The sequence below is a fragment of the Shewanella sairae genome (genome assembly GCF_023283535.1).
GTDB lineage: Bacteria > Pseudomonadota > Gammaproteobacteria > Enterobacterales > Shewanellaceae > Shewanella > Shewanella sairae.
Genome location: NZ_JAKILT010000028.1, coordinates 21,097 through 39,059, shown reverse-complemented (window position 1 = coordinate 39,059; position 17,963 = coordinate 21,097). Strand labels below are relative to the sequence as shown.

Sequence of the window (17,963 nt, the reverse complement as noted above, 5' to 3'; positions counted from 1 at the left end):
AATTATGAAGAAACTATGTATTGTCTTTAAGCAACCACCCCATGGCACTGCTCATGGTCGTGAAGGTTTAGACTTATCTCTGTTAAGTGCAAGTTTTGAGCAAGAAGTAAGCCTGCTGTTTACCAATGAAGGTGTATTGACCCTTGTTAAAGATCAAGACCCTGAATCTATTGGTGCAAAGGACTATATTGCGACTTTAGGTGCTTTACCCCTTTATGAAATAGATACCGTTATCGTCTGTGAGCAATCGCTTCTGGAACTAGGATTAACCGAGTCAGATTTACGCATTGGCGTTTCGGTAATTAATTCTGAACTGATTTCTGGTCATTTAAACGATGTCGATGAGGTTATTGTTTTCTAATGATTTTGCACCTTATACAAAGCTCTCCAGAGCAAAGTTCAGCATTAAAAACTTGTTTGCGCTACGCAACAGAAAATGATTGTATTTTGCTATCGGGCAATGCAGTCAATAGCCTACTCAACAAAGAGTGGGTTAGGCAATTAAAAACACATAAGGTTGTTGCGCTGCAGGAAGATGTTCATGCACGCGGCCTTACGAATTTGTTAAAAGATACCAAGTTAGTCGACTATGATGACTTTGTGTCACTAAGCCTTAAATTTAATAAAGTAATTAGTTGGTAAAATGATTGAATTCAACGGAAAACAGATCGAAACAGATCATCAAGGCTATCTAAAGTCAGTCAATGATTGGACGCCAGAACTCGCTCCAATCATCGCTGCTGAAGAAGAGATCACGCTCACCGAAGCGCATTGGGAAGTAGTGAACTTTGTTCGCGCGTTCTATCTAGAGTTTAAAACCAGTCCGGCAATTAGAGTGTTAGTAAAGGCCATTGGTTTAAAGTTAGGTGCAGATAAAGGTAATTCAAAGTACCTATACACCCTATTCCCGGTTGGACCTGCGAAACAAGCGACTAAAATAGCAGGTCTACCAAAACCAGCAAAGTGCATTTAGACTCATTTTATAATCATCAAACCCTGAAAAGCCCTAATAGTTAGGGCCTTTTTGTGCTTAAGCCTCACTTAGCCTTTTTTGCTGAGCTTGATATACCAATCAAAGCAAGACCCATAACGCCATAAAACAAAGTTTGGGTTGATAGTTCAATGATTAAGGCCGTCTCAGTTAAGTGGATATATAAAACAATTCCCCCCAACGTATTAATTACTGTTTTTACAACGGGGTAAAGTAATAACAGCAATCCTGCTGTTTTTAGTTTACCGAAGTCTTTTGAGTTTGAGATAAATTGGCCTAATGAGAATAGAGCTGTTGCTAAAATCCCGTTCTCAATAAAAAAGAGCAATGCTACAACTCGTACTTGCGAAGCTGCTGCCTCTAACACATTTGGATAATCTTCTATTAACTCAGTCAAAAATGACGAAGGACTTAGCATTCCCCACAAAGGGTAAAGAAGCAGCATGATAGCTGAGATGTAAAGAAATTTTGGGATAAAATGCATTGTTCCTACACTGAACAGTAAATTAATGAGCGAGTCATTTTCTAAAAAAGGATTATCGTGTTTATGACGATGGATATTGCTACTGAGTTGTTAGAATATGACTGGTGCGAACAAAAAACGTTCAATTTAAATGACTGCAAGGATTATTAATGGCATTAGTAATTGCTTCAAAACACTTAAGTGAAGAGATAAAAAGCTACATGTTAATTGATATCCATGGTCAAAATCTTAGACTGATACTCCTGTTCCGCGAGATATCTGTAATAAAATGAATGGCCTTGCCCCGATTATTTCAAGAATGTAGAGGCTTTAATGATAGTATCCATGGCCTCACTCGCTTTATCGAAGACCGTGGCACGGCTTACGTTGTGAAGAACGCGAGGGAATATTAGTCACTACTGCTTTCTATTAAAATTTAGACGTAAAAAACCAGCTCTAGGCTGGTTTAGTCACTCTTCATAAGAAGATGGTACCCGTGGCCTGAGTTGAAACGGTACGCCTGATTTCACTGAAGAGTGCGAGGGATTTTTAAAATCTACTTTATTTCAGATACAAAAAAGCCCCGACAGTGTCGAGGCTTATCTGCAACTCTCAATAAGAGTTATTTGGTACCCGTGGCCAGACTTGAACTGGCACGCTTATTCAGCGAGGGATTTTAAATCCCTTGTGTCTACCGATTCCACCACACGGGCAAACTCTGTGACTTTGATGATACGTAATGTCGGTATCAGTACTGCTCACTCTCGTCACTATCGACGAAGTAAACTCACCAAATTCTTATTCTTTAAACATTCCGAAGTCAATTGACTTGAGGAAGTTATGGAGGCGCGACCCGGAGTCGAACCGAGATCGACGGATTTGCAATCCGCAGCATAGCCATTCTGCCATCGCGCCTTATTGTTTCCCTTGTTGCTGGGAACGAGGCATACTTTACTAGATTTAGAAAACCAGTCAACTATTAATTTATTGATTTCATTCAAGTGCTTAAAAGGCACTCTAACTAGATAAAATATAATCAAGAAATGCTTATTTTATGGCGATAAAAGTAACAGTCCTAACAGCAACACCATATTGCTAACTACTCTTTTCTCGCACAACATGGAGGTGGATTAGGCCAAAACCTCTCTTACCTATTCTCGAAATGATTAAGCCCTAAACAAACTAGCTCAATGACAGGTCTGTTTATCTTGTTAGGAGAGCTCATTAGTGATTAAGACTGATAAACTCATAAAGAGAGTAAACCGTTATAAAGTAAATTGCTTGTACTCGTAGAGCATAGCGGCTTATACGAAAAGCCGAGGCTTATCTGCAACTCGCAGTAATAGTTATTTTGTGTCCGTGGCCAGACTTGAGCTGGCACGCCTGGTTTCAATGAAGAGTGCGAGGGATTTTTAAAACCCACTTTATCTCAGATACAAAAAATCCCCCGCTTGATGCGGAGGCTTTAATGTTGGTACCCGTGGCCAGACTTGAACCGGTACGCCTGATTTCAATGAAGAGTGCGAGGGATTTTTAGAATCCACTCTATCTCAGATACAAAAAAGCCCTCGCTTGATGCGGAGGCTTTAATGTTGGTACCCGTGGCCAGACTTGAACTGGCACGCTTATTCAGCGAGGGATTTTAAATCCCTTGTGTCTACCGATTCCACCACACGGGCAAACTCTTTGATTTTGATGATACGTAATGTCGGTATCAGTACTGCTCACTCTCATCACTATCGACGAAGTAAACTCACCAAATTCTTATTCTTTAAGCATTCCTAAGTCAATTCACTCTAGGAAGTTATGGAGGCGCGACCCGGAGTCGAACCGAGATCGACGGATTTGTAATCCGCAGCATAGCCATTCTGCCATCGCGCCTTTTTGTTTCCCTTGCAGCCGGGAACGAGGCGTACTTTACTTGATTATTAAATAGAGTCAACCGGTTATTTGTTTATTTTATTCAACTGCTTAAAACGCATTCTAAATTGGTAAAATATATTCAATTAATGGTTATTTTATAGCTTTAAGTGATCTCCGTTTACTTGCGATCAAGTTTTCGTTGTTTGGGTTAATTGATGACGGCAGTAATAAAGGCGATGACTGATTTCACCTACTCAGGTAACAGCTAATGCCTTTCGGTAATGGGTTGTATATTAAACAAGCTTATTATTAACCTGCTCGCTCATATTAAGTTGTAATGCAGAGGTTTTATGCTCGTCGTGGCCAAACTGGGAACAGTGCGTATTGCTATATAAAGCGTGCGAGGTGTTTCTTGGTCTGAGTAAGCTCACTACTCTAATGGAGTCATGCTAAAAACAGAAAACTTTCGCACGTTAATGCAGGGGCTTTATTAGTGGTACCGGTGGTCAGGCTTGAACTGGATCGTCTTACTTTGTGAAGTGTGTGAGGTCTTTTAGCCCCTATTTATTTCTACCTCTCTATATGCAGACGTAAAAAAACAGCTCTAGGCTAGTTTAATCACTCTTCATAAGAAGATGGTACCCGCGGCCAGACTTGAACTGGCGCGCCTGATTTCAATGAAGAGTGCGAGGGATTATTAAAATCTACTTTATCTCAGATACAAAAAAGCCCCCGCTTGATGCGGAGGCTTTAATGATGGTACCCGTGGCCAGACTTGAACTGGCACGCTTATTCAGCGAGGGATTTTAAATCCCTTGTGTCTACCGATTCCACCACACGGGCAAACTCTTTGATTTTGATGATACGTAATGTCGGTATCAATACTGTTCACTCTCATCGCAATCGACGAAGTAAACTCACCAAATTCTTATCTTTTATCGCTTCTCTAAAATGAACTTGAGAAGTTATGGAGGCGCGACCCGGAGTCGAACCGAGATCGACGGATTTGCAATCCGCAGCATAGCCATTCTGCCATCGCGCCATATTTAGTAAATTGGAGCGACATATCGGGTTCGAACCGATGACCTATACCTTGGCAAGGTATCGCTCTACCAACTGAGCTAATGTCGCATTTCAATTTAAACTGCATTCAAGTTGATGCTTAGTGCGCTCCCCCTTGACTACGAGATGGCATTCTACCGATTTAGCGCGCAGAGTCAATCAACATAAAAGCAAATTACGACTGTTTGATGGTAAATCCACCAAAGGTGATGGATTTTATACATGACGCTTAATTTAACAACTAAATAATCAGTTATGGTTGCCTTATTCGCATGTAATCAATAATTTTAGCTCCATTCTGTTTAGCAACGCTATCTCTGCTTTACCTTATTTTTCTCTATACAATTTAAGTAAATACCCTTAGCTAAGACAGAGACAACATATTAAGGCTCGACAGCTTGTAAACAAAAATGCCTAAGACAGTAATTAGCCGTCTTAGGCATTTTGATATCGCTAAATGTAGAAGCTAGCGTTAATTGCTATAAATAATTACCCAAGTGGTAATGACTGATAGTTAAGGTTAAGCATTTTTTGCATAACACCTACTACCTGACAGCTATAGCCAAACTCATTGTCATACCATACATAAAGAATAGTACGGTTACCTTCTGCAATCGTCGCTTGTGAATCAAGTACACCAGCATAACGAGAGCCAACTAAGTCGCTAGATACAATTTCAGTTGAATCTGTGTAATCGATCTGGTTTTGCAGCTCAGATTGCAACGCCATATCTTTTAGGTATTCGTTCATGTCGTGCTTGTTCGTTTCACCATCAAGGTTAAGACTAATAATTGCCATTGACACATTTGGTGTAGGTACACGAATCGCGTTACCCGTTAGCTTACCTTCAAGTACAGGTAATGCTTTTGAAACTGCTTTTGCAGCGCCCGTTTCCGTAATGACCATATTTAATGGCGCACTGCGTCCACGGCGATCTGCACTGTGATAGTTATCGATAAGGTTTTGGTCGTTAGTATACGAGTGAATCGTTTCTACGTGACCGTTAACGATACCATATTTATCGTTAACCGCTTTCAAGATTGGTGTAATTGCGTTAGTTGTGCAGCTAGCAGCTGAAACAATCTTGTCTTCATCAAGAATGTCTGACTCATTTACGCCATAAACGATGTTTTTAATCGCACCTTTTGCCGGAGCAGTAAGCAATACTTTGCTAGCACCTGGAGACTTAAGGTGTAGCCCAAGGCCTGCTTCGTCCTTCCAAATGCCGGTATTATCAACTACAAGTGCATTTGAAATACCAAACTTAGTGTAATCAACTTCATCAGGTGAGTTTGCGTAGATAACTTGAATGTAAGTACCGTTAGCAATGATTGCATTGTTTTCTTCGTCGACTTCAACTGAACCGTTAAATGGTCCGTGAACTGAGTCGCGGCGTAATAAGCTAGCACGCTTTTCTAAATCACCTTTACGGCCGCCGCGTAATACGATTGCACGTAATCTTAGTTTATTGCTTACGCCGGTTCTTTCGATAAGTAGACGTGCAAGAAGACGACCAATACGACCAAAGCCATACAGCACAACATCTCTTGCTTCTTCAGTGTCTTCTTGAGTGATTGCGTCAGCAAGTTCACGGCTCATATAAGCTTCAATCTGACTTGCGTCTTGATATTCGCGCCAGTAATTAACTGCCAACTTACCGATATCGACTTTGCACTGTTTTACCGCTAATTTACTCAAAGCTTCGATAAATGGAAAGCTTTCACGTAGTCTTAGTTTTTCACCAACATGGCGACGCACTAAACGGTGCGATTTAATGATTTCGATTGTAGAAGCATTCAGCAGAGGTTTGCCATAGACGACGACTTCTACACCTTGGTTACGATATAACTTACCAAGTAGAGGCTGCATAGCCTCAGCCATTTCGAAACGTTCTTGCCAACTTTGTAGGTGTTTATCAGCGCTCATTAACAGATCCTTTATCTCACTTTTCTGATTTAATTTCAGAAATGTTTGAGTAACAAAAAGAAAAGACCAATAATCTAACGTTATGTAGGGTGTCTTTCCCCGTTTGGTCGGCGACATTGTAATGAAAAGTTAGCTTTCAAGCTAGTCAGAAATTTTCTATAACAATGTAATTTAATTAGATAAAAACTCTCATGGAGCCGTTTTTGAACATAAATCTTGTAATGTTTAAATCATTTTTAGGGGTTACTGCTTTTTTAGCGCTTTTAGGCTGCGAAGATTCAGAAAATACGCAGGTAATTTGTAACAAAAATCCTGAACTTTGTGCCGATTTGCATAAAGATAGTTGGTGCAGATATGAAAAAGGTGACCTAATTCGTAACAGAAATAAGTTAAAAGATATCCCTGTGCCATCAGGTAAAGAAATTTTTGAACAGCTTATTTATTTAGAGGATTATAATAAATGCATCGAATTAGCCTCTGGCGTACAGCATATTTTACATCCAGAAAGAACCAATGATCGTATTAAGGCTTTTGGTTTAAGCTCACAGTCACTTTCAGAGCTGCAGGAAACAACTAAAGATAGTGCTGATCCACACCTTGCCTTCTATCATTGGTCTCGCTTTAACGATACCAATGCTGAAAAAATTCTGTTTAAAGCAGAAAAAGATGGGATGGTAACCGATCTGTATCTACAAGCTCAGTTAGGAGCCTATTTTTTAAAGTCTGAACCACAAAGGGCCAAAACGCTTTATGCAAGCGCGCTTAATCAAAGTACTCGTCAGACTTTTAACCCCGATTGGTTACTTGCTCTTGCGACGCTTTATCGGTCTAAAAATAGACCGGATATGGATTATTGGTTATCAAAAACCAATATTGAACTCACTCACGCTAATTATTCCGAGGGACAGCTCACTGCGATAATCAAAGGCGATAAAAAGCTACAAACCAAACTTGATAAAGATGCAAAAGTGCTAGCTGAGCAGTTAAATTCTGGAAACTATAAAGAAAGTGAGCTAAAAATTGTGCTAGATAAAGAAACTCAAGGTTTGTAGCAGAATAAATTGCTCTTCCAGCAAGAGCCCTGCCAAGCTGTGAGTTTTTCGTACAACTTGATAAAATTTGCTTAAAATCGCGATACATGTAAAAAAATTACTGAAATTATGGCGCTAAATTGCCAATTTACCGCGATAAAACTTGACGAGACCTGTCAATTTGGTAATTTTACTACCAGAATTTATTTAAACATTTAACAGAGGGATATGAGATGACTATCCGAGTTGCAATTAACGGCTATGGCCGTATCGGCCGCAATGTTCTACGTGCTCTTTACGAAAGCGAAAAGAACTATCCAATTAAGATTGTTGCACTTAACGACTTAGGTGATGCATCAATCAATGCACATTTAACTAAATATGACTCTGTACACGGACGTTTCAACGCAAAAGTTGAGCACGCTGATGATGCAATTTTTGTTAATGAAGATAAAATCTTAACATTCCAAGAGCGTGATCCTTCAAAGCTACCTTGGAAAGAATTAGAAGTCGATATCGTATTTGAATGTACCGGTATTTTCACTTCAAAAGAATCTGTACAGTCACACTTAGACGCTGGAGCAAAGAAAGTTATCATTTCTGCTCCAGGTAAAAATGTTGATGCTACTGTTGTTTACGGTGTTAACAACGACCTTATCACTAGCGACATGACTGTTATTTCTAATGCATCATGTACAACTAACTGTTTAGCACCATTTGCTAAGCCGTTAAATGACGAAATTGGTATCGAATCAGGTCTAATGACCACGATTCACGCTTATACCAACGATCAGCGTTTGTCTGATGTTTACCATACTGATTTACGCCGTGCTCGTGCTGCAGCAATGTCTATGATCCCTACACAAACTGGTGCTGCTGCAGCAGTTGGTCTTGTGGTTCCTGAGCTTGCTGGTAAGTTTGACGGTTTAGCAGTGCGTGTACCTACAGTGAACGTGTCTTTAGTCGACTTATCTTTTGTTGCTGCTCGCGATACAACAGTTGAAGAGATCAATGCCATCATTGAAAAGGCTGCATCTGTAGCACCGTTAAGCGAAGTGTTAGCGGTAAACCATGAGCCTTTGGTTTCTATCGACTTTAACCATAACGCCTACTCTTCAAACTTCGACGCTACACAAACACGTGTTAACGGTCGTCTTGTTAAGGTTATGGCTTGGTATGATAACGAATGGGGCTTCAGTAACCGCATGTTAGACAATGCCGTTGCACTAATGAACGCAAAGTAATTACAAATCGTAATTTACTTTTAAAGCCCAGTTTTTACTGGGCTTTTTATTATTTTATTTAACTAAACCTCTTTATACTCTGAGCAATTTCGGCCCTGATTTTTTGCCCGATACATCAATAAGTCTGCTTGTGTCATCAAATCTGTGCAACTGATGTCTTGCCTTTCTGTGTAGATAGCCCCTAGACTTATCGTAATATTGATTTCTCCGATATCCGTTTTGATAGGCGATTTTTCAACGCAACTTTGAATTAAATTTGCAAACTCAAATGCTTGGCTCTTATTTAAACTCGTCAAAAATATACTGAACTCTTCGCCACCAATTCTGCCAAATACCGCCTTTTCACATAATCTCGGTCTAATAACATTAACAATGGCCTGCAGAGCTTGGTCACCTATATGATGCCCATATGAGTCGTTGACCGATTTGAACTTATCGATATCGAACAGCATTAATGTCATACCTGTCTCTCTGCTTCTGTTTTGGCTTTCTAGTGCAGCGGTAAAAAAACGTCGATTACTTATGCCGGTAAGAGGGTCTTGAGCCGCCAAGAGCTTAAGTTCTTGGTTAGCTAGATTTAAGGCTTTTGTCCTTTTTGCGACTGTTACCTTTAACTGCACGATATAAAGGACAATGATAATAACAGCGGTCGAAATCACTATAGGTAAAAGGTAGCTAGGGTAAACAGTCTCTACATGCAGCCATTTTCTCTGGATACGATTTAGCGTGTCTTTATCAAGTTTGCTAAACCCTTCTTTTACGTAACTCAATAGTGCGTAGTTTCCTTTTGCCACCGCAGGCCTCATAGACTCTGTGTAAAGGTGCTTTGCCGGGGAAAACGCCCCTTGTTCATTGGCAGTAAATAAGTAGAAATTTGCAATTTGGAAATCAGCAATAAAACCATTGATTTTATGACTTAGTGCAGCGTCGAGCATTTCTTGGTTATTATCAAAAACGATAAGTGTTGCCTGAGGAAACTCATGTCTAATGAAGCTATCTTCATAACTACCTTTAACAACCCCTAGCGGTTCATTGTTAAAAATGTCGTCAATACTTTGGCTTAGTAGTTTTTTTTCTAAAAAAAGCTGTCCATCTAAATTCGCTAGTTTATTACCGAAGTCTAGAAATTGCGCCCTTTCAGAAGACCACAATAAGCCGGCATGCACATCAGCTTTTCCTTGCCTAACTAACTCTAGAGATTTATTCCAGTCGGTTAATTTAAAAGCGACATTTATGTTGTTAACCCGACCAAACTCTTTCCACAAATCAACTAATAGCCCCTTGGGTTCACCGGACTTATCTATGTATGAAAAAGGCTTCCAAGCTTTGGAATTAGCCACAACCAAGGTAGCGGCATGATGAATATCTTGATCTGGAATTATAGCATCTGCAGATGCTGGTTTGCTTATCAATCCTAAAAACAATGACATTGAAGCTAAGAATAAACCAAAGAGGCAGGAGGCGTTGTTTGAGTATCTATATGTGTGTCGATCTTCGCTGCTAGTTACCACGAAAAACAGATCCTTTGTAAATTCGTAAAACGCCTCAGACTACCACTCTCATGACAAAAATACGAGATTATGCAAACAATCTCTAGCGACTTCCGCCGAAGGTATGAGTAATATTTCCTTTATAAGCTGTTTATACTAGGTGAGATCGCCCCTTAGAAGATTCATAACTAGCTTCTTTTTATTCTGACGACTTTAAAAATATCAATTTCAAAGCCTGCAACGCCTTGTTTATCAGAATAATAAGTCATATTGACTCTAGCTCCGGATAGGCTTTTATATTTTTTAGTGCGTTTGAAGGTAAAAGGTGTATCACAGCTTTCAATCATAACTGTATGTAACACCCAATCATCTTTAACTCTTTGTGTATGCGAGCAAACTTTTGCGTCTTCTGTATGGATGAGTTGGTTATGCTTAACTAACATCTTATCAACGTTCGTCTTCATTGCCCCACCGATTAAATAGAAACAGCATATAAAAATAGCACAAAGCCAGATGTGAGTAAAAATGATAACGTCGCCAGGACAATATAGAAGTAGATTTAGAAAGAAGATATGGATTTGATGTTTGTACTGCAGAAAAAACGCCATACTTTGAAAAACAAAGTATGGCGTTATGGCTAGCGTGAACTAAAGGAATTACTCTTCAGCTTTCCAACCTAATTTCTTTTCGATTGATTCGATCATCGCACCGGCGATATCAATGCCTGTTGCAGACTCGATGCCTTCTAGTCCTGGAGATGAGTTGATCTCTAGTAATAATGGACCACGACTAGAACGAATAATATCTACACCAGCAACACGCAAGCCCATCGTTTTAGCGGCTTTAATCGCTAATTGTCTTTCTGCTGCGCTAACAGAAACGATAGATGCACTGCCACCCATATGGATGTTAGCTCTAAACTCTCCAGGAGCTGCTGTACGCTCAATTGAAGCAACTACTTTACCGTCAATCACAAAACAGCGTAAGTCTTTACCTTGGGCTTCTTTAATGAACTCCTGAACCAGCAAGTTAACGCGTAGCGATTTAAATGCGTTAATTACACTTTCAGCCGCTTTTGTTGTTTCAGCAAGAACAACACCTTTACCTTGAGTACCTTCAAGTAACTTAACGATAAGTGGCGCGCCGCCAACCATATCGATTAGGTCTTTAGTATCAACAGGTGAATTAGCAAAACCACTTGTTGGAATATCAAGGTTGTTCTTTTGCAGTAACTGTAAAGAGAACAACTTATCTCTTGAACGAGTGATCGCATCAGATGTGTTTAACGCTTCAATGTTCAAGCTTTCAAAGTGACGCGTCAATGCACAGCCGTAAAAAGTCATGCTAGGTCTAATACGTGGAATAACTGCATCCACGTCGTTTAGAACTGTGCCACCACGGTAATGAACTTCTGGTGAAGACGCATCTAACTTTAAATAACACTGGCTGATATTTAAAAATACCATTTCATGACCGCGTTGTTCGCCGGCTTCAATGATACGTTGGTTACTGTATAAGTCTGGGTTACTAGCAAGAAGGCCGATCTTTAGACCACTCTTTTTAGCAGTTTTAACACCGTACAGTGCTTCAACTTCTAGGTCGTTTTGGTCGCCTAAACAGAAAGATTCTGATGGATCAACCAAGGTCTTATTGCTCATCGCTTCGCGACCTAGCAGCATGCGGTATCCCATGCTATCGCGATTGGTTAGCGTTAATTCAACTTCCCAAGCATGACCACCTAATTGAATAACAGAGGCAATCACATAACGCTTTTCAGACTCACCGTTTGAGCTTTTAACACTACGGCGATCAACAACCTTGCTTTCACATTTAAGAATGATCTTGCGACTGTTTTGTATCGGGTGAAGTTCAAATGAAACCCATGGCTCCCCTTCTCTTTTAAAAGGACGGATATTGACAGCATGGATTGATGATGTTCTGGCGCCAGAGTCTACTCTAGCTTTAATTGCAGGAACACCAAGAGCAGGGAACGCACACCACTCTTCACTTCCGATAATAAACTTATTGTCGCTCATTACAATTCTTCCAGTTAAGTTAAATTAAGGAGCGCGAAAGTACTCCTTTTTTCAGCAGATGCAAACTAATTTTTAGTTATTTTCCACAAACGAATAGGATTTGATGATAAATCCTGAAAAATGAGACCTTCGTCGTCATTTTTTGACCACATAAACGACTGATGTGTCTCTTAAAATCTCTTTTAGTCTAGCGCTTAAAACCTCAAAACCCAATGGCTACAGCGTAAAAATTAAGCGTATTTTTAGCAGCATGGTGCAAAATCCCCAAACTTCTGACCCAAACCTAAATACATATTAGTAGAATTACCAAGGGATGCTTTTTCCTTGAAAGTCGAGAAAAGCACCACTTTGTTGCTGGGTCAAAGAGCCAATCACGCTTATCATTCCCGCTACTGAGGTGTCTGTACTAATAAGAGCATGAGGCCCCCCCATGTCAGTTAATACCCAGCCAGGGTGTAATGCAACACACTTTACGCCAACTGATGTTAAATCAATCGCTAAACTTTTGACCACCGAGTTCAACGCAGCTTTAGAAGAACGATAATAGTATCCACCACCACTTGTATTATCGGCCATACTCCCAACTTTAGATGAAATAAAGACTAAAGCACAATTACCTGTAATATTCAATTTTGGATACAATAGTTCACTTAACAATAATGGAGCTAAAGTATTGACTTCTAAAACCTTTCTCCATTCAGATAAATCAATGTTTTCAAACCTGACTTTCTTTGGGCCATAATATCCCGCGTTGTGAATCACTAAATCTATTAAATCTGTCGGTAGAGCCAAATCATTCACTTGTAATTCATCAAGGTTCTCTAAGTCGATTTCAACTGTTGTAAGTGATTCGTAGCGAGCTGTTAGCGCTACTAGTTCGTTAGCAGTCTCAAGGTCTCTACAACAAGCAGTTACTCTCCAACCTAAATTTAAATATTGCTTAACAAAGGTTAACCCAATCCCCCTATTCGCTCCGGTAATAAAAACATGCATTTGTGAATGACTTCCTTTAACTGAACATCGAAATTCTTAGCGAGACAGACATTATGCTGCCGACCACGCTAGTCTAAATGAGAGAATGTAACTCTACCGCTACAAGTGTAGCGAATATCCTAGTATATAATGAGCCAACCAAAGTAGAGATTAGTATTTATTGAAAAACACGTTTCATACTGAGTAAACAGATGTTTACAATTAGTAATGGTTGAACTTTATATTCTGTCTGAATTTATAAGGCCAATCTAAGGCTTCACCTATACAGCAGAACATTGCCAAATGTAGCAGCTAAGGCTCTGATTTAATAAACATACATTTTAGATGCTTTATACATATAACTTAGTTGCAGAGTGTTCAATTAAGCTTATGATGATACTGTTTATTACATACTTTCGACTTTTTCGACAATAGAAAATAGATGTGCATAAAATACTGACGTAAACAGTAAAATGCGCCCCTTGTGGTATCGTTATATTAACTAACCATTTTTGCAACAATTAAGCTCACGAGAGCAATTGATCTTAGTCAAGAATAATACAACCTCTAACCTGCTTATTAGCTGACTGAATCAAAGAAAAGGTTTTAAAATGCAGCTTAAAACAGTTGAAACTCAAAGCATTATCAAACAATTACTCCAATGTGACTCTTGTGTAAAAAAAGAAACAATTCAATCACTTTGGTCCGGGTACGGCGATATTTCACGATATGAAATTACTCGAAATACTCAAACAACCAACACAGAAATTTCGACTCTCATTGTAAAACATATTTCACCTCCACAAAAAATAAGTCATCCCAGAAGTTGGGCAAATGAAACGTCTCACAAACGAAAGCTAGATTCATATCTGGTAGAAGTTAATTTTTATCGCAACTGGGCTAGCAAGTGTAATAAATCATGCCCTGTGCCTAAATTAGAAGCTGAGTATTGTTCTGCAAAAGAGGTTATTTACGCAGGAAGTCATCAAAATGCAACATTGCTGTTACTATCAGACTTAGATGCACAAGGCTATGCTAAACGAGCGCAGCAATTATCTGCATTAGAATCAAAAGTAGTATTAAGTTGGTTAGCACATTTTCATGCACTTTTTTTATCACCAAGTAGCCAAGCTAAAACAGATGATCTCTGGAGTATTGGTAGCTATTGGCACTTGGCAACAAGAAAAGATGAACTACAGGCAACGCCGGAGTCTCCTCTTAAATCTGCCGCATATAAAATAGATAAGCTATTGAATAATAGTAAATATCAGACAATTATCCACGGCGATGCTAAGCTTGCTAACTTTTGTTTTAACGATAGTTTAACTCAAGTCGCTGCGGTAGATTTCCAGTACACAGGTTATGGCATCGGTGTAAAAGACGTAATTTATTTTCTTGGGAGTTGTTTATCAGAGTCAGTTCTCGAGAATAATTTCGAACTTTTAATGCATGACTATTTCAGTATACTCACGAAAGCGATTAACCAATACCACCCACAAATTGATGCAAAAAGAGTAGTTAAGGACTGGAGCGATCTGGTTGATTTGTCCTGGGCAGACTTTGAAAGATTTTTAGCTGGCTGGGCTCCAACACACAACAAAAGAAATAAATTCAGTCAAAGGATGACTCAACAAGCCTTATCTAAGCTAAAATAAAACCGACGCAGCGAATAACCAAACACTTTTACTGCGTCGACTTTATAATAAGCTTACTTAGTATTTTGTTAATATAAGTTATCAATTTCTTGTTGAGCAAAGCTTGCTTGCTCACTTAACAAAGTATCAATCGCTTGGTCAAAAGTATCAATTTGATGACTTGCCATATACTCCTTAAGACGACTGACTAAGTCGTTACTTATTTCAATGTGAGATTTTTTCTTCCGTTTTTTTATTTGCGAAAGCTCTTTTCTAACCATCCTCCAACCATAATCACTAAAATATCTATTTAACAATTTATTGCTGATAGATAAAGCTACACTTAGATCTTCATTGGTTTTTCGTAGCTTATTTAACTTAGATAGACTTTCACTTAACTCAATATATAGTGAGTTACGATGTTCGATATCAAGATCAACAAACCAATCAGCTCTATTACTGAACTCTGATAACGAGATCAATCGATACAACAACGGCAAGGCAATAACAATTTCTTCTATTTCTAGTAGCTTAAGCCTTCTTCCTGCTTTAGGCTTTAACTGGTGATATTGCCATAAATTACAGATTTCAAGTACTTGTTCCGGCATATGAATATCGTTCCTAGCTATATGAATTGGTGGATTCAAATAAGAATGGTATAACCATATATTAGCATGTGAAAGCTCAACAGCACTATATAAGTTATTATAAGTATGCACTTTTTAGAAAAGTGATGGCGATTGATAGTATCACCCAATAAAGTGGTTAAACCATATTAAAACCATAAATCTACTATGATTTAAGATTATTTGACCCGTTTAAGCATTTGGATAAAATGATAAATTTTGCGATAAACCTAGTTAATATTATGGAAAAAGATGACTTACTCTCCCCTACTCACAAACAGAACCTCGACTTAAATCAGATGTTAATCAAATAAGGCATAAGTGCAAATTTAATCATTTCACATTTAATTAAGTAGTGAATACTGATTTAGCTTTAAGTAAATAGCTAACTTAGTTAATCTATGTTGATAATCAATAGGGGAAACTTAATATGCGCTTGGCTATTCTGTAAACTATTCTCCCTGTCTTAACTTTCAATTTCTAATATCAAACATCCGCTATCTAGAACTCCTACTAATAACCCATTATTCGATATGCCCGCACATAAAGAAACTTATCGAAGATTATTTTTGATTTTGAAAAGATAGAAGTCACCACGCCTTTAGTATGGGTAACCACTCTTTTATGTATTAGCTAATCTAGGGTTACGCTGCTATTAAATTTAAAATTAGCCAACTGCTAAGCAAACCTGAATCGAATAAAACTTAACCATTTTAACGGAAAAAAGTTATAACTACCATATTAGTATGGTTGTGCCATACTTTAATAGACAACCTGATTGATGATAATCCCCCCATTACTTTCAAATAGAAAGCAGTCAAAATAAGTGACTCTCCCAACTCATCAAGCCTGAAAAATAGAGATCCTTTTCTATTTAAATCATTCTAACCATCACCCTTGTATATAAACCATACAACTCTGAGTACTTTCAACTTTTAGCAACCACTACCAGTGATAATGACGATTATCACTGGTAGGGAATAGCGATTTTAGGTAGAATAACGCTCGATTTTGACTGTTTATCCACCAGCATAGTTTATTGATAAAAGCCTAGATGCTGTTATCAAACTGCTGTCAGCTGTAGATCTGGGGCAAACTAGTCTAATTTGTATGTTTATTATTCGTGATGAAAGTTCGCTAAAAGGCCAAAAATCTGATGAAATCCGCTATAACATCTTTCCAAAATCAGGTTTTTAGCCGAGGTTCGGCCGGTTCGACAAGCGATGAAAAGTTCTTTCAAGAACAACAGCTACCAGTTTCAATTTTAGATGACTATAAAAGTGCAGCTGAAGAAACCCAATACGAGATCTCTGAAAACACTAAAAGAGTCTATTCTTCTAGTTTTTCAATATTTCAGTCCTACTGCGAGCAACATGGTTTAAGCCCCTTGCCTGCTGACCCTAGAAGTATCATTTCTTTTATCGGTCATCAAAAAGAATTGTATCAAGAAAAAAGTGGCCACCAGCTGTCTAAACAAACAATCAATTCCCGTTTAGCAGCGATTCGATTCTTTCATATTCAAGCCGGATATCATTCTCCAACTGAGCACCCTTTAGTTGTTCGAGTGATGCGCGGCTTAATGCGAAATCAATATCGTCAGATCTCTGACTATGATCAGCAACCTATCACTTATGATGAATTAGAAATGTTGTTGTCGGTCATCGATCAGCAACCACAGCAACTCACCCGCCTAAGAGATAAAGCTATTTTACAACTTGGTATGCAAGGCGGATTTCGCCGTTCAGAATTAGCAGAGGTAAAAGTAGAACACTTAAGTTTTTTAAGGGATAAATTAAAAGTCAGACTGCCCTACTCCAAAAGCAATCAGCAAGGGCAAAGGGAATGGAAAGATCTCCCAAAAGACGAAACTTTTTCAGCCTATGAAATTGTAAAGCAGTGGATCGATACCACAGGGATCAAGCAAGGTCACCTTTTCAGGTCATTGAGCCGTGATGGTAATAGCCTAAGAGATTATCAGTTGCTAAAACCGAAAGTGGGTAAAGGTTTTCTACGCGGTGATGATATTTATCAAATGATCAAAAAGTATTGCGATAAAGCCGGACTTAACTCTAAGTTTTACGGTGCCCATAGTTTACGCAGTGGTTGTGTGACTCAGCTGCATGAAAATGATAAAGACCACTTGTACATTATGGGCAGAACCGGTCATACCGATCCCCGTTCTCTTCGCCACTACTTGAAACCTAAAGACTAGAGTTTTAATCTTAGCGACATGCTTATGTTTAGTTTTCGCTTAGCCATTTTATAATAATTCAATTTACGGTAGCGCAAACATTCAGAGTAACAAGAGTTTAAACATGAAAATTTTGTGTTTATAAATTGGCTGGAAATTTATGATAATTATTCTAAGTTTTAACATGACTTAAATGCTTTAAATTTATGTTAATCACGAATAAAATTAAATCGTCAGGAAATGATTATAAGCTCTAAAAGTTATGTCATCAAAAGTCATAACAAAATCAGCGCTAAAAGATAAGCTATAAAAACAAATTAGTTATTGTTATTTTTTAGATTGTTAACTACCTATGCGGCTTAAATAGTTCTTCCTTGCCCTTTATTGACATAAATCTATTCCTATTTAACACTTTCGATAACTGATTTAAAAAA

The 17,963-nt window shown here is 38.5% G+C and carries 14 protein-coding genes, 7 tRNA genes and 1 pseudogene; 7 read left to right on the top strand and 15 right to left on the bottom strand.

The window, feature by feature from the left end; translation table 11 throughout:
• Nucleotides 1–4: 4 nt before the first annotated feature.
• The 3 genes from tusC to L2748_RS13025 are packed head-to-tail and all read left to right on the top strand — an operon-like array spanning nucleotide 5 to nucleotide 973.
• The gene (tusC, locus tag L2748_RS13035) at nucleotides 5–361 is read left to right on the top strand and encodes a sulfurtransferase complex subunit TusC (RefSeq protein ID WP_220781367.1); all 357 of its coding nucleotides are present in this window, start codon (nucleotides 5–7) and stop codon (nucleotides 359–361) included.
• Entirely contained in the window at nucleotides 361–642 is a 282-nt protein-coding gene (tusB, locus tag L2748_RS13030) for a sulfurtransferase complex subunit TusB (protein WP_220781368.1), read from the top strand. The genes tusC and tusB overlap by 1 nt, the downstream gene beginning before the upstream one ends.
• 1 nt (nucleotide 643) lies before the next feature.
• Nucleotides 644–973 carry a TusE/DsrC/DsvC family sulfur relay protein gene (locus tag L2748_RS13025; protein WP_220781369.1) on the top strand — a complete coding sequence of 110 codons (330 nt, stop codon included), beginning with the start codon at nucleotides 644–646 and terminating at the stop codon, nucleotides 971–973.
• Between the two features lie 64 nt (nucleotides 974–1,037).
• Here the strand turns inward: L2748_RS13025 and L2748_RS13020 are convergent, their stop codons facing one another.
• The 9 genes from L2748_RS13020 to L2748_RS12980 form a co-directional block, all read right to left on the bottom strand.
• A complete protein-coding gene (locus tag L2748_RS13020; protein ID WP_220781370.1) occupies nucleotides 1,038–1,475 on the bottom strand; it encodes a hypothetical protein in 438 nt (145 codons plus the stop codon).
• A 606-nt stretch (nucleotides 1,476–2,081) separates the two neighbouring features.
• A tRNA-Leu gene (locus L2748_RS13015) sits at nucleotides 2,082–2,167 on the bottom strand.
• A 128-nt stretch (nucleotides 2,168–2,295) separates the two neighbouring features.
• Nucleotides 2,296–2,369: transfer RNA gene (locus L2748_RS13010), tRNA-Cys, on the bottom strand.
• Nucleotides 2,370–3,047: 678 nt separating this feature from the next.
• Nucleotides 3,048–3,133, bottom strand: a tRNA-Leu gene (locus L2748_RS13005).
• A gap of 128 nt (nucleotides 3,134–3,261) precedes the next feature.
• Nucleotides 3,262–3,335 (bottom strand) — tRNA-Cys (locus tag L2748_RS13000).
• Nucleotides 3,336–4,074: 739 nt separating this feature from the next.
• Nucleotides 4,075–4,160: transfer RNA gene (locus L2748_RS12995), tRNA-Leu, on the bottom strand.
• 125 nt (nucleotides 4,161–4,285) lie between these two features.
• Nucleotides 4,286–4,359 (bottom strand) — tRNA-Cys (locus L2748_RS12990).
• 13 nt (nucleotides 4,360–4,372) lie between these two features.
• Nucleotides 4,373–4,448 (bottom strand) — tRNA-Gly (locus L2748_RS12985).
• A gap of 420 nt (nucleotides 4,449–4,868) precedes the next feature.
• On the bottom strand, nucleotides 4,869–6,305 hold the full coding sequence (locus L2748_RS12980) for a glyceraldehyde-3-phosphate dehydrogenase (RefSeq protein WP_220783430.1): 1,437 nt from the start codon (nucleotides 6,303–6,305) through the stop codon (nucleotides 4,869–4,871).
• A gap of 203 nt (nucleotides 6,306–6,508) precedes the next feature.
• Between L2748_RS12980 and L2748_RS12975 the strand changes: the two genes are divergently transcribed.
• Together L2748_RS12975 and gap are read left to right on the top strand one after the other, a co-directional pair.
• Nucleotides 6,509–7,357 carry a DUF2989 domain-containing protein gene (locus L2748_RS12975; protein WP_248957705.1) on the top strand — a complete coding sequence of 283 codons (849 nt, stop codon included), beginning with the start codon at nucleotides 6,509–6,511 and terminating at the stop codon, nucleotides 7,355–7,357.
• 212 nt (nucleotides 7,358–7,569) lie between these two features.
• On the top strand, nucleotides 7,570–8,580 hold the full coding sequence (gene gap, locus L2748_RS12970) for a type I glyceraldehyde-3-phosphate dehydrogenase (RefSeq protein ID WP_220783185.1): 1,011 nt from the start codon (nucleotides 7,570–7,572) through the stop codon (nucleotides 8,578–8,580).
• Between the two features lie 62 nt (nucleotides 8,581–8,642).
• Here the strand turns inward: gap and L2748_RS12965 are convergent, their stop codons facing one another.
• The 5 genes and pseudogenes from L2748_RS12965 to L2748_RS12945 form a co-directional block, all read right to left on the bottom strand.
• Nucleotides 8,643–10,091, bottom strand: coding sequence for a transporter substrate-binding domain-containing diguanylate cyclase (locus L2748_RS12965; protein WP_220783184.1), 1,449 nt, complete (start codon nucleotides 10,089–10,091; stop codon nucleotides 8,643–8,645).
• Nucleotides 10,092–10,258: 167 nt separating this feature from the next.
• On the bottom strand, nucleotides 10,259–10,534 hold the full coding sequence (locus L2748_RS12960) for a hypothetical protein (protein ID WP_220783183.1): 276 nt from the start codon (nucleotides 10,532–10,534) through the stop codon (nucleotides 10,259–10,261).
• 192 nt (nucleotides 10,535–10,726) lie between these two features.
• Nucleotides 10,727–11,653: a 30S ribosomal protein S6--L-glutamate ligase gene (gene rimK, locus L2748_RS12955; RefSeq protein WP_246616275.1), complete on the bottom strand. Its 927-nt coding sequence runs from the start codon at nucleotides 11,651–11,653 to the stop codon at nucleotides 10,727–10,729.
• Between the two features lie 45 nt (nucleotides 11,654–11,698).
• Nucleotides 11,699–12,106 (bottom strand): annotated as a pseudogene (locus tag L2748_RS12950) (ATP-dependent zinc protease family protein); the annotation flags it as partial.
• Nucleotides 12,107–12,409: 303 nt separating this feature from the next.
• Nucleotides 12,410–13,099 (bottom strand): SDR family oxidoreductase, encoded by a 690-nt coding sequence (locus L2748_RS12945; protein ID WP_220783181.1) that lies wholly within the window; start codon nucleotides 13,097–13,099, stop codon nucleotides 12,410–12,412.
• A 590-nt stretch (nucleotides 13,100–13,689) separates the two neighbouring features.
• Between L2748_RS12945 and L2748_RS12940 the strand changes: the two genes are divergently transcribed.
• A complete protein-coding gene (locus L2748_RS12940; protein WP_220783180.1) occupies nucleotides 13,690–14,733 on the top strand; it encodes a phosphotransferase in 1,044 nt (347 codons plus the stop codon).
• Nucleotides 14,734–14,801: 68 nt separating this feature from the next.
• Here L2748_RS12940 and L2748_RS12935 read toward each other — a convergent pair whose 3' ends face one another.
• Nucleotides 14,802–15,320, bottom strand: coding sequence for a hypothetical protein (locus tag L2748_RS12935; RefSeq protein ID WP_220783179.1), 519 nt, complete (start codon nucleotides 15,318–15,320; stop codon nucleotides 14,802–14,804).
• A 1,174-nt stretch (nucleotides 15,321–16,494) separates the two neighbouring features.
• On the opposite strand from L2748_RS12935, the gene L2748_RS12930 reads away from it, so the two are divergent.
• Nucleotides 16,495–17,550, top strand: coding sequence for a tyrosine-type recombinase/integrase (locus tag L2748_RS12930; RefSeq protein WP_248957704.1), 1,056 nt, complete (start codon nucleotides 16,495–16,497; stop codon nucleotides 17,548–17,550).
• The last annotated feature ends 413 nt before the right edge of the window (nucleotides 17,551–17,963 follow it).

Coding starts and splice junctions, on each gene's coding strand:
- L2748_RS12930 (WP_248957704.1), top strand. CDS start 16,495: ATGAAATCCGCTATAACATCTTTCCAAAATCAGGTTTTTAGCCGAGGT.
- L2748_RS13020 (WP_220781370.1), bottom strand. CDS start 1,475: ATGCATTTTATCCCAAAATTTCTTTACATCTCAGCTATCATGCTGCTT.
- gap (WP_220783185.1), top strand. CDS start 7,570: ATGACTATCCGAGTTGCAATTAACGGCTATGGCCGTATCGGCCGCAAT.
- L2748_RS12935 (WP_220783179.1), bottom strand. CDS start 15,320: ATGCCGGAACAAGTACTTGAAATCTGTAATTTATGGCAATATCACCAG.
- L2748_RS12940 (WP_220783180.1), top strand. CDS start 13,690: ATGCAGCTTAAAACAGTTGAAACTCAAAGCATTATCAAACAATTACTC.
- L2748_RS12945 (WP_220783181.1), bottom strand. CDS start 13,099: ATGCATGTTTTTATTACCGGAGCGAATAGGGGGATTGGGTTAACCTTT.
- L2748_RS12960 (WP_220783183.1), bottom strand. CDS start 10,534: ATGAAGACGAACGTTGATAAGATGTTAGTTAAGCATAACCAACTCATC.
- L2748_RS13025 (WP_220781369.1), top strand. CDS start 644: ATGATTGAATTCAACGGAAAACAGATCGAAACAGATCATCAAGGCTAT.
- L2748_RS12980 (WP_220783430.1), bottom strand. CDS start 6,305: ATGAGCGCTGATAAACACCTACAAAGTTGGCAAGAACGTTTCGAAATG.
- tusB (WP_220781368.1), top strand. CDS start 361: ATGATTTTGCACCTTATACAAAGCTCTCCAGAGCAAAGTTCAGCATTA.
- tusC (WP_220781367.1), top strand. CDS start 5: ATGAAGAAACTATGTATTGTCTTTAAGCAACCACCCCATGGCACTGCT.